This window comes from Pseudomonas sp. WS 5027, from assembly GCF_012985695.1.
Lineage (GTDB): Bacteria > Pseudomonadota > Gammaproteobacteria > Pseudomonadales > Pseudomonadaceae > Aquipseudomonas > Aquipseudomonas hygromyciniae.
The window spans coordinates 92,771-104,578 of sequence record NZ_JAAQWU010000017.1 but is presented as its reverse complement, the minus strand read 5'-3'; the positions used below and the strand labels follow the sequence as shown (position 1 = coordinate 104,578).

Genomic DNA, 11,808 nt, shown 5'->3' with positions numbered 1-11,808 from the left:
CTGCCCGGAGGGCTCCCTATGAGCTATGTGATCGACCGACGCCTCAATGGCAAGAACAAGAGCACGGTAAACCGCCAGCGTTTCCTGCGGCGCTACCGTGACCACATCAAAAAGGCTGTCGAAGAGGCGGTGAGTCGCCGTTCCATCACCGATATGGAACACGGCGAGCAAATCAGCATTCCCGGCCGGGATATCGACGAACCGGTGCTGCATCACGGCCGCGGCGGCAAACAGACTGTGGTTCACCCGGGAAACAAGGAGTTCACCACCGGCGAGCATATCCAGCGCCCTCAAGGCGGTGGCGGTGGCAAAGGCCCAGGCAAGGCCGGCAACTCCGGCGAAGGCATGGACGAGTTCGTGTTCCAGATTACCCAGGAAGAATTCCTAGAATTCATGTTCGAAGACCTGGAGCTGCCCAACCTGGTCAAACGCAACCTGACCGGCACCGACACGTTCAAGACCGTACGCGCAGGCATCAGCAACGAGGGTAACCCCTCACGCATCAATATCATCCGCACCCTGCGCTCGGCCCATGCACGGCGTATCGCCCTGTCCGGCAGCAGCCGCGCCAAACTCAAGGAGGCCAAGGAAGAGTTGGCGCGCTTGAAGCGCGAAGAACCGGACAACTTCGGCGATATCCAGGAAATCGAAGCAGAAATCGAGAAACTCAGCGCGCGCATTCACCGGGTGCCATTCCTCGACACCTTCGACTTGAAGTACAACCTGCTGGTCAAGCAACCCAACCCCAGCTCCAAGGCTGTGATGTTCTGCCTGATGGACGTTTCCGGCTCGATGACCCAGGCGACCAAGGACATCGCCAAGCGCTTTTTTATCCTGCTGTACCTGTTCCTCAAGCGTAACTACGACAAGATCGACGTGGTGTTTATCCGCCATCACACCAGCGCCCGCGAGGTCGACGAAGAAGAGTTTTTCTACTCACGGGAGACCGGCGGCACCATCGTGTCCAGCGCGCTGAAATTGATGCAGGAAATCATGGCCGAGCGCTACCCGGCCAACGAATGGAACATCTACGCCGCCCAGGCTTCCGACGGCGACAACTGGAACGACGACTCGCCCATCTGCCGCGACATCCTGGTCAACCAGATCATGCCGTTCGTGCAGTACTACACTTATGTGGAGATTACCCCCCGCGAGCACCAGGCCCTGTGGTTTGAATACGAACGCATCGGTGAAGCCTTTGCCGACACCTTCGCCCAGCAACAACTGGTCTCGGCCGGCGATATCTATCCGGTCTTCCGTGAACTCTTCCAGCGCAGGTTAGTGACATGACCGCCAAAGAGCATAAGCGCCAACCCATTTCCACGGGGTCCGAATGGACCTTCGAACTGATCCAGGCCTATGACCGGGAAATCAGCCGTATTGCGGCCGGATATGCCCTGGATACCTACCCCAACCAGATCGAAGTAATCACCGCCGAGCAGATGATGGACGCGTATGCCTCGGTGGGCATGCCCCTGGGCTATCACCATTGGTCCTACGGCAAGCACTTCCTCAGCACCGAGAAATCCTACACCCGTGGCCAAATGGGGCTGGCGTACGAGATCGTGATCAACTCCGACCCGTGCATCGCCTACTTGATGGAAGAAAACACCATCTGCATGCAGGCATTGGTGGTGGCCCACGCGTGCTACGGTCATAACAGCTTTTTCAAGGGCAACTATCTGTTCCGCACCTGGACCGACGCCAGTTCGATCATCGATTACCTGGTGTTCGCCAAGCAGTACATCATGCAATGCGAGGAACGCCACGGGATCGACGCCGTGGAGGATCTGCTGGATTCCTGCCATGCCCTGATGAACTACGGTGTGGACCGCTACAAACGTCCCTACCCCATCTCTGCCGAGGAAGAACGGCTTCGGCAGAAGGATCGGGAAGAACATTTGCAGAAACAGATCAACGATCTGTGGCGCACCATCCCCAAACGCGCCGACAAGAACAGCGATAAGGACAATGCGCGCTTCCCCGTCGAACCCCAGGAAAACATCCTGTATTTCCTGGAAAAACACGCGCCACTGCTGGAGCCGTGGCAACGGGAGATCGTGCGGATCGTGCGCAAGATCGCGCAGTACTTCTATCCACAGCGCCAGACCCAGGTGATGAACGAGGGCTGGGCCACGTTCTGGCACTACACGCTGATGAACGACCTCTACGATGAAGGGCTGGTGACCGACGGCTTCATGATGGAGTTCCTCACCTCCCACACCAGCGTGGTCTTCCAACCGGGCTTCGACAGCCCCTACTACAGCGGCATCAACCCCTATGCCCTGGGCTTCGCCATGTACCGGGATATCCGACGCATGTGCGAACACCCCACCGAAGAAGATCGCCGCTGGTTCCCGGAGATCGCCGGCAGTGACTGGTTATCGACCATCAAGTTCGCCATGAGCAGCTTCAAGGACGAGAGCTTTATCCTGCAGTACCTGTCGCCCCAGGTGATTCGCGACCTCAAGCTGTTCAGCATCATGGATGACGACCTCAAGGACGACCTGCTGGTGCCCGCGATCCACGACGAAGCCGGCTACCGCACCATCCGCGAAACCCTGGCGGCCCAATACAACCTGGGCAACCGCGAGCCTAACGTGCAGATCTACAGCATCGACATGCGCGGTGATCGCTCCCTGACCCTGCGCCACCAACAACACGACCGCAAACCCCTGGGAGAGTCCACGGACGAGGTCCTCAAGCACCTGCACCGGCTGTGGGGTTTCGATATCCATCTGGAGACGCTGCAAGGCGACCAGGTCATGAAGACCCACCATGTTCCGCCGCGCAACGACCACAACGACAACGACTACGGCCGCCTGGACCTGGCCGTGGTTCACCTTTGACGCAGCAATGCCTCCATTGGCCTGGCACAGGCGTTATCCTGTAGGGCTAATGGAGGCTTTTTCATGCAAATCTACAAAGTCGGCGGAGCGGTGCGTGATCGCTTGCTGGGCATTCCCGTTACCGATATAGATCGGGTCGTTGTTGGCGCCACCACCGAACAAATGCTCGCCAAGGGCTATCGGCCCGTAGGTTCTGACTTTCCGGTCTTCCTTGATCCGAAAAACAACGAGGAGTACGCCCTCGCCCGCACAGAGCGCAAAAGTGGCCGGGGTTATGGCGGCTTTGTGTTTCATGCCAGCCCCGAAGTCACTCTCGAACAAGACTTGATCCGCCGCGACCTGACCATCAACGCCATGGCCGAAGACGACGACGGCAACCTGACCGACCCGTATAACGGCCAGCGCGACCTGCAAGCCCGGGTGTTGCGCCACGTCTCCCCGGCATTCGCCGAAGACCCCCTGCGTGTACTGCGAGTGGCGCGGTTTGCCGCACGGTATGCCGGCCTCGGTTTTACTATCGCCCCCGAAACCCTGGAATTGATGCGCCAACTCAGTGACTCCGGTGAACTGGAAGCCCTGACGCCAGAACGCAGCTGGAAGGAAATTTCCCGGGCCCTGATGGAAGATCAGCCACAGGTGTTTATCCAGGTGCTGCGTGACTGCCACGCCCTGAAAACCCTGATGCCAGAAGTGGATGCGCTGTTTGGTGTGCCCCAGCCAGAAGCCCACCATCCCGAGATCGATACCGGCATCCATACCCTGAGCGTGCTGGAACAGGCGGCCCTGCATGCCCAACCCCTGACTGTGCGCTGGGCCTGCCTGCTGCACGACCTGGGCAAGGGCCTGACACCTGTGGATAAGTTACCCAGGCATATCGCTCACGAGCAGCGGGGCCTGAAGCTGATCAAAGCGGTCAATGAACGCTTCAAAGTGCCAAAGGACTGCCAGGAATTGGCGCTGCTGGTCGGCGAATATCACACCCATGGGCATCGGGCAATGGAGCTTAAGGCCTCGACCCTGCTGGAGTTGCTGCAGAGTTTTGACGTGTTTCGCCGGCCACAGCGCTTTGAAGAGTTTATCGTCGCCTGCGAAATGGACGCACGGGGCCGCAAGGGCCTTGAGCAAAGAAGTTATCCACAGGCGGATTATCTGCGGGGTGCCGCGCAGGTGGCGCGAGGTGTTGCCGTGGCGCCGCTGCTGGAGAAAGGCTTCAAGGGCCCGCAATTGGGCGAGGCGCTCAAGCGTGAACGGCTCAACGCCCTGAAAGCCTACAAAGAACAACACTCACTGTAGGAGCGGGCTTGCCCGCGATGACTATCGGTATCTACACAACTTTGCCGCAACACCTAAATCCAGGCAGATAGCGCAGTTGTGGCGAGCGGGCTTGCCCCGCGCTGGGCTGCGAAGCTGCCCCAAAACCAGCCGCTGCGGTGTATCTGGTACAACGCATTCGGCTTATTGGGGCTGCTTCGCAGCCCAGCGCGGGCGATGCGGCGTTCCGACAAGCCCGCTCGCCACAGGGGAGTTCATCAGTTTCTGAAAGTTGTGTAGATACCTATGCCGCGATGGCGTCAGCAGCATCCCCGCAAACCAGAGGGCGCCGTCGCCGGCAGGCCGCCCCCTACAGGCCCTGGGTGAGCTGCTGACCGCGCCATTTGAAGGCAACCGGGGCCAGCACCTGGTCGATCTGAGCGTCGCGCCACAACGCGGCGAACGTCTTGCCCACCTCCGGGTGCACACGCTCTGGCGCCATCAACGATAGCGGCCACAACACAAAGGCGTTCTTCAGGATTTCTGCCCGCGGCAACACCAATCCATCGAAGTTACCGCTCAGGTCGCCATACAACAGCACATCGATATCCAGAGGCAGGCCTTTGCGATCCGGCGCATAGCGACCATTGTCGGCCTCGATGAACTTCAAGCGGCGATCCAGCTCCATCAAGGGCAAATCGGTGTACGCCGACACCACCAGATTGAAAAACGGCCCGCTCTTGATTCCCACTGGCTGGCTTTCGAAAACTGCCGAACAGCGCAGGTCCGTCAAAAAGCCCGACAACGCGTTAAGGCCCGCGCACAGGTGGGACTCGCGCTCGATATTGCTGCCAAGACCAAGGTAAACCTGAGTTAGCGACATCCGCGCTCGATCTCCACGCCCACGCCCTTGGCGGCCGGGACTGCACCGGGCTTGGTCAGCTTGAGGTGCAGCCAGGGAATCTGGAACTCTTCCATCAGGACTTGCGCCAGGCGCTCGGCAAACGTTTCCACCAGTTGGAATTGCGCCTGCGCGGCGAAGGCCTGGATACGTGTGGAAACACTGGCGTAATCGAGCGCCAGGGTCAGGTCATCACCGGCCGCGGCGGGGCGATTGTCCCAGGCAAAACTCAGGTCCAGGCGCAGACACTGACGGATACCTCGCTCCCAGTCGTAGGCCCCGATCACGGTGTCGACTTCCAGGCCTTCGATAAACACTCTGTCCAAGCACTCTTCTCCACAGCACGACAAGGGCGCAATGCCCCGTTAGAATCAAGGCGTCCTCGCCCGGAATAGTTAGCATGTCTTGGTTACTGGCGACCCTCGCCTACCTGCTCGGCTCGCTGTCCTTTGCCATCTTGCTCAGCCGCCTGACGGGAAATCCCGATCCGCGAATGAGTGGCTCAGGCAATGCCGGCGCCACCAATATGTTGCGCCTGGCCGGCAAAAAACTCGCCGTACTGACCTTGTTCGGCGACGTCTGCAAAGGTCTGCTGCCGGTACTGATCGCCGATCTCGCTGGCCTCTCCCTGCAACAACAGGCCTGGATTGGCGTATGCGCCGTGCTCGGCCATCTGTTCCCTCTGTACTTTCGCTTTCGCGGTGGCAAGGGCGTCGCGACAGCCGCCGGCATGCTGCTGGGGATCTATCCTCCGGCAGCGCTGCTGGCCATTGCCGCCTGGCTACTGACGTTCTACCTGACCCGCACCAGTTCCCTCGCGGCATTGATCGCCACACCGCTGACCTTGCCGCTGCTGGCCTGGCAGGAACCAGCAGCACTGCTGCCGATGAGCGTACTCACCCTGCTGATTGTCTGGCGCCATCGCGGCAATTTACGCGACCTGTTTGCCGGGCGCGAACGGCATTTTTAAATACGCCCGGTGAACCCGGCTCATGTTTGCCCGCTCACAACGGCGGCAACTGCTCCATCGGCCAGCGCGCCTGCACGCTGATGGCCAGGCTCTCGTGCTGGCCTGCCTGCAAGCGCTGGCACCCGGCAAAGGCAATCATCGCGCCGTTATCGGTACAGAACTCGGGGCGCGCGTAAAACACATCACCCTTCATGTCGCTGAGCATTTTCTCCAGGGACAGACGCAAGGCCTTGTTGGCGCTGACGCCTCCAGCAATGACCAGGCGCTTCATGCCGGCCTGCTTCAACGCACGCTTGCACTTGATGGTCAAAGTCTCCACCACCGCCTGCTGGAACGCCAGAGAGATGTCGCAACGGGCTTGCTCACTGTCGTCCCCGGCGCTGACGCTTTGCTGCCATGTGTTCAAGGCCGAGGTTTTCAAGCCACTGAAGCTGAACATCAGGCCAGGGCGATCGCACATGGGACGGGGGAAGGTATAGCGCCCAGCCACACCTTTTTGCGCCAGGCGTGCGATTTCCGGACCGCCGGGATAATTGAGGCCCATCATCTTGGCGGTCTTGTCGAACGCTTCACCGGCGGCATCGTCCAGGGTTTCCCCCAGAAGCGTGTACTGACCGATTGCATCGACCTGAACCAGCTGCGTATGGCCGCCCGAAACCAACAAAGCGACGAACGGGAACTCAGGCGGGTTTTCTTCCAACATCGGCGCCAGTAAATGGCCTTCCATATGGTGCACGCCAAGGGCTGGAATACCCCAGGCAAATGCCAGCGCCTGGGCGCAGGAGGCCCCAACCAGCAGGGCTCCGACCAATCCAGGGCCGGCGGTGTAGGCGATGGCATCGATCTCGGTCGCCACACAATCGGCCTCGTCCAACACCTGGCGGATCAATGGCAACATGCGTTTGACGTGATCACGGCTGGCGAGCTCCGGCACCACGCCGCCATAGGCCCGATGCAGGTCTATCTGACTGAACAGTGCATCGGCCAAAAGCCCGCGTTCACTGTCGTAAAGCGCGACGCCGGTCTCGTCGCAGGAGGTTTCTAAGCCCAGTACTAACATGGGTTTGCGCCTTGTAGAGGCTGAATTCGAAGGCGCGCATAATAGTCGCCACGCCCCCTCCCGACTAGCGGTTTTCGATCAGAGGCTTTGCATTCCGGGCAATGAGGGGTTAACATCCGCAACCCTTAAAAACCGACGACCTCAGCCGCGATTTTTTTGCGACGAGAACGTTGATTCCCGGTAATGAAAGAAGGTAGCTCTGGATGCCAGCCGTCAAAGTAAAAGAGAACGAACCCTTCGACGTAGCTCTGCGTCGTTTCAAGCGCTCCTGCGAAAAAGCCGGTGTTCTGGCTGAAGTTCGTAGCCGCGAATTTTATGAGAAGCCAACTTCTGAGCGTAAGCGTAAAGCAGCAGCCGCTGTTAAGCGTCACGCCAAGAAAGTTCAGCGCGAACAGCGCCGCGCCGTTCGTCTGTACTAATACACAGACGTTCGTAGCAAGCTTCTGCCAAGCCCGGCCCTCAGCCGGGCTGCTGGCATTTGCGGATATCGCTTGATGCTTCACCGTCGACGCCGCACATGCGACCGAGACAAAGCTTCACTGCTTCAAACGTCAGGACTGGCTCTTTTGCCAGCGGTGCACGTCTCTTCTGACGAGCCTATCAAGGCTACTGACGAGCACACTTATTTTTCCAGGCAGGCGATCAATAGGTCGGCTGTGCCCCACGATGAGCTTCCGAGGCCGCCATTGGCCGTGACCGGACTCCAGGGCAACACTTTCAAACACGTCGAAGACTGATTGGAACTAACGTCAGTGAGCGCTCGACAGATACACTTCCTGACAGCCCAAACAGACAATCGATGATCAAGCCGCCGACGATATGCGCGCCTTGAGTGCGTCACGGGCCCTCATTTACACGCAGTGATGACGAGAACGCCATGGCCGGGCTAATTCCCCAGAGCTTTATTGACGACCTTCTGAACCGCACCGACATCGTCGATGTTGTCAGCTCGCGCGTGCAAATGAAAAAGGCTGGCAAGAACTACACTGCCTGCTGCCCGTTCCACAAAGAAAAGACCCCATCGTTCAGCGTCAGCCCCGACAAACAGTTCTACTACTGCTTCGGCTGCGGCGCGGGCGGCAACGCCCTCGGCTTTATCATGGACCACGACAACCTGGACTTCCCCCAGGCCGTCGAGGAACTGGCAAAAGCCGCCGGCATGGAAATTCCCCGCGAAGAAAGCGGTAGGCCGCACAAACCGCGCCAGCCCACCGATTCGCCGCTGTACCCGCTGCTCACCGCCGCCGCCGAATTCTACCGCCAAGCCCTGAAAAGCCATCCCCAGCGCAAAGCCGCCGTGGACTACCTCAAGGGCCGCGGCCTGACCGGGGAAATCGCCCGCGACTTCGGCCTGGGCTTCGCCCCGCCGGGCTGGGACAACCTGTACAAGCACCTGAGCAGCGACACACTGCAGCAAAAAGCCATGATCGACGCTGGCTTGCTGGTGGAAAACGCCGAGACCGGCAAGCGCTATGACCGCTTCCGCGACCGAGTGATGTTCCCGATCCGCGACAGCCGTGGTCGCATCATCGCCTTCGGCGGCCGGGTGCTGGGTGACGACAAGCCCAAATACCTGAACTCACCGGAAACCCCGGTATTTCACAAGGGCCAGGAACTCTACGGCCTGTTTGAAGCGCGCAAGAACAACCGCAATCTCGATGAAATCATCGTGGTTGAAGGCTATATGGACGTTATCGCCCTGGCCCAGCAAGGTCTGCGCAATGCCGTGGCAACGCTCGGCACCGCTACCAGCGAGGAGCACATGAAGCGCCTGTTTCGCGTGGTGCCCAGCGTGCTGTTCTGCTTCGATGGTGACCAGGCCGGCCGCAATGCCGCCTGGCGCGCCCTCGAAGCCACCCTGTCGAGCCTGCAGGACGGGCGCCGCGCGCGCTTTCTGTTCCTGCCCGAAGGTGAAGACCCGGATACCCTGGTGCGCTCCGAAGGTACCGATGCGTTTCGCGCGCGTATTCATCAGCACGCACAGCCCCTGGCCGATTATTTCTTCCAGCAATTGACCGAAGAAGCCGACCCGCGCTCCCTCGAAGGCAAGGCCCACATGGCCACCCTCGCGGCCCCGCTGATCGACAAGGTTCCCGGCGCCAACCTCAAGGCCCTGATGCGCCAGCGCTTGCTGGAAATCACCGGCCTGAGCGGTGAGGCGGTCAGCCAGCTGGTGCACAGCGCGCCCCAGGACGCGCCACCGGCCTACGATCCGGGCTTCGACTACGACGCCATGCCGGACTACGCTGATTTTCACCAGCCTCAAGAAGCCTTTGTGCCGCAACAGGACTGGACACCGAAGAAACCCGGCGCCGGCGGCAAGAAATGGGACAAGAAACCCTGGAGCAAAAACGGCAAGCGCGGCGACCGCGACGAGGCGTACGCCCCGCGCACGCCAGTGGCCGTAGAAGCACCGACATTGATTGCCCTGCGCACCCTGATCCACCACCCGCAACTGGCGGGCCGAGTGGAAAGTGCCGAACATTTTGCCAACGAGAGCAACACCTACGCCCAGGTGCTGATTGCCCTGATCGAGGCCGTGCAGAAAAATCCTAAGCTAAACTCAATCCAACTGATGGCTCGCTGGCATGGCACAGAGCAAGGACGTCTTTTGAAGGCACTCGCAGAAAAGGAATGGTTAATTGACGGCGATAACCTTGAACAACAGTTTTTAGACACCATTACTAGGTTATCTGCGGGTCAACATACACAGACCCTCGATGAACTTATCAAGAAAGCAAGGCAGCCGGGATTGTCGGCTGAAGAGCAAATTCAGATAGCAAAGCAGATGCGCGACCTCTTAAAACAGAATGTTTCCGCATCAAACCCGACCTCAGCTGGCGTGTGAGGTCATAGCTCGGGTATAATCCTCGGCTTGTTTTTTGCCCGCCAAGACCTTCAGTGGATAGGGTGTTATGTCCGGAAAAGCGCAACAGCAGTCTCGTATCAAAGAGTTGATCGTCCTTGGTCGTGAGCAGGGTTACCTGACTTACGCGGAGGTCAACGACCACCTGCCGGAGGATATTTCAGATCCGGAACAGGTGGAAGACATCATCCGCATGATTAACGACATGGGGATCAACGTATTCGAAGCTGCGCCAGATAAGGATTCTCTTATGCTGGCGGACGCCGATACCGACGAGGCCGCCGCTGAAGAAGCTGCTGCCGCGCTGGCTGCAGTGGAGACCGATATCGGTCGCACCACCGACCCTGTGCGCATGTATATGCGTGAAATGGGTACGGTTGAGCTGCTGACACGCGAAGGCGAAATCGAAATCGCCAAGCGTATCGAAGAGGGCATCCGCGAAGTGATGGGCGCAATTGCGCACTTCCCCGGCACGGTTGACCACATTCTCTCCGAGTACACCCGCGTTACCACCGAAGGTGGCCGCCTGTCCGACGTCCTGAGCGGTTATATCGACCCGGACGACGGCATTACGCCGCCTGCCGCCGAAGTACCGCCGCCTGTCGACCCGAAAGCCGTGAAAGCGGACGACGAAACCGACGACGACGAGGCTGAAGCCAGCACCGATGACGAAGAAGAAGTCGAAAGCGGCCCGGATCCGATCATCGCAGCCCAGCGCTTTGGCGCGGTCTCCGATCAGATGGAACTGGCGCGCAAGGCCCTGAAGAAGCATGGTCGTGGCAGCAAGCAGGCAACCGCCGAACTGCTGGCCCTGGCCGAGCTGTTCATGCCGATCAAACTGGTGCCGAAGCAATTCGAAGGCCTGGTTGAGCGGGTTCGTAGCGCCCTTGAGCGTCTGCGTGCACAAGAGCGTGCGATCATGCAGCTCTGTGTCCGTGATGCGCGCATGCCGCGTACCGACTTCCTGCGCCAGTTCCCGGGCAATGAAGTTGACGAAAGCTGGACCGAAGCACTGGCCAAGGGCAAAAGCAAATACGCTGAAGCCATTGGTCGCTTCCAGGCCGACATCGTTCGTTGCCAGCAGAAGCTGACTGCATTGCAGACCGAAACCGGTCTGACGATTGCCGAGATCAAGGACATCAACCGTCGCATGTCGATCGGCGAGGCCAAGGCCCGTCGCGCGAAGAAAGAGATGGTTGAAGCGAACTTGCGTCTGGTGATCTCCATCGCCAAGAAGTACACCAACCGTGGTTTGCAATTCCTCGACCTGATCCAGGAAGGCAACATCGGCTTGATGAAGGCTGTGGACAAGTTCGAATACCGTCGCGGCTACAAGTTCTCGACTTATGCCACCTGGTGGATCCGTCAGGCGATCACTCGCTCGATCGCCGACCAGGCCCGCACCATCCGTATTCCGGTGCACATGATCGAGACCATCAACAAGCTCAACCGTATTTCCCGGCAGATGTTGCAGGAAATGGGTCGCGAACCGACCCCGGAAGAGCTGGGCGAACGCATGGAAATGCCTGAGGATAAAATCCGCAAGGTATTGAAGATCGCTAAAGAGCCGATCTCCATGGAAACGCCGATTGGTGATGACGAAGACTCCCATCTGGGTGACTTCATCGAAGACTCGACCATGCAGTCGCCAATCGATGTCGCCACCGTTGAGAGCCTTAAAGAAGCGACACGCGACGTACTGTCCGGCCTCACTGCCCGTGAAGCCAAGGTACTGCGCATGCGTTTCGGCATCGACATGAATACCGACCACACCCTCGAGGAAGTCGGTAAACAGTTTGACGTGACCCGCGAGCGGATCCGTCAGATCGAAGCCAAGGCGCTGCGCAAGTTGCGCCACCCGACGAGAAGCGAGCATTTGCGCTCCTTCCTCGACGAGTGATCACAAAACCC

10 protein-coding genes are annotated in these 11,808 nt (G+C 59.3%); 7 read left to right on the top strand and 3 right to left on the bottom strand.

Annotated features, from left to right (window positions below; translation table 11 throughout):
- The first annotated feature begins 18 nt into the window (after window positions 1-18).
- From HBO09_RS20415 to HBO09_RS20405, 3 genes are all read left to right on the top strand, one after another.
- On the top strand, window positions 19-1,290 hold the full coding sequence (locus tag HBO09_RS20415) for a YeaH/YhbH family protein (protein WP_029296821.1): 1,272 nt from the start codon (window positions 19-21) through the stop codon (window positions 1,288-1,290).
- Window positions 1,287-2,849, top strand: a complete 1,563-nt coding sequence (locus HBO09_RS20410) for a SpoVR family protein (protein WP_029296823.1) — start codon at window positions 1,287-1,289, stop codon at window positions 2,847-2,849. Before HBO09_RS20415 ends, HBO09_RS20410 begins: the two co-directional genes overlap by 4 nt.
- A gap of 63 nt (window positions 2,850-2,912) precedes the next feature.
- The gene (locus tag HBO09_RS20405) at window positions 2,913-4,142 is read left to right on the top strand and encodes a multifunctional CCA addition/repair protein (RefSeq protein WP_169997952.1); all 1,230 of its coding nucleotides are present in this window, start codon (window positions 2,913-2,915) and stop codon (window positions 4,140-4,142) included.
- A gap of 328 nt (window positions 4,143-4,470) precedes the next feature.
- On the opposite strand, the gene folK is transcribed toward HBO09_RS20405, so the two are convergent.
- A complete protein-coding gene (folK, locus tag HBO09_RS20400; protein ID WP_169997954.1) occupies window positions 4,471-4,983 on the bottom strand; it encodes a 2-amino-4-hydroxy-6-hydroxymethyldihydropteridine diphosphokinase in 513 nt (170 codons plus the stop codon).
- A complete protein-coding gene (folB, locus tag HBO09_RS20395) occupies window positions 4,974-5,327 on the bottom strand; it encodes a dihydroneopterin aldolase (RefSeq protein WP_029296829.1) in 354 nt (117 codons plus the stop codon). The genes folK and folB overlap by 10 nt, the downstream gene beginning before the upstream one ends.
- 74 nt (window positions 5,328-5,401) lie before the next feature.
- On the opposite strand from folB, the gene plsY reads away from it, so the two are divergent.
- Window positions 5,402-5,971, top strand: a complete 570-nt coding sequence (gene plsY / locus HBO09_RS20390; protein ID WP_029296831.1) for a glycerol-3-phosphate 1-O-acyltransferase PlsY — start codon at window positions 5,402-5,404, stop codon at window positions 5,969-5,971.
- A gap of 34 nt (window positions 5,972-6,005) precedes the next feature.
- Here plsY and tsaD read toward each other — a convergent pair whose 3' ends face one another.
- A complete protein-coding gene (gene tsaD, locus HBO09_RS20385; protein ID WP_169997956.1) occupies window positions 6,006-7,031 on the bottom strand; it encodes a tRNA (adenosine(37)-N6)-threonylcarbamoyltransferase complex transferase subunit TsaD in 1,026 nt (341 codons plus the stop codon).
- A 203-nt stretch (window positions 7,032-7,234) separates the two neighbouring features.
- Between tsaD and rpsU the strand changes: the two genes are divergently transcribed.
- The 3 genes from rpsU (at window position 7,235) to rpoD (ending at window position 11,797) form a co-directional block, all read left to right on the top strand.
- Window positions 7,235-7,450: a 30S ribosomal protein S21 gene (rpsU, locus tag HBO09_RS20380; protein WP_002551877.1), complete on the top strand. Its 216-nt coding sequence runs from the start codon at window positions 7,235-7,237 to the stop codon at window positions 7,448-7,450.
- 458 nt (window positions 7,451-7,908) lie between these two features.
- Window positions 7,909-9,879 (top strand): DNA primase, encoded by a 1,971-nt coding sequence (gene dnaG / locus HBO09_RS20375; protein WP_169997958.1) that lies wholly within the window; start codon window positions 7,909-7,911, stop codon window positions 9,877-9,879.
- 67 nt (window positions 9,880-9,946) lie between these two features.
- Window positions 9,947-11,797, top strand: coding sequence for an RNA polymerase sigma factor RpoD (gene rpoD / locus HBO09_RS20370; protein WP_169997960.1), 1,851 nt, complete (start codon window positions 9,947-9,949; stop codon window positions 11,795-11,797).
- The last annotated feature ends 11 nt before the right edge of the window (window positions 11,798-11,808 follow it).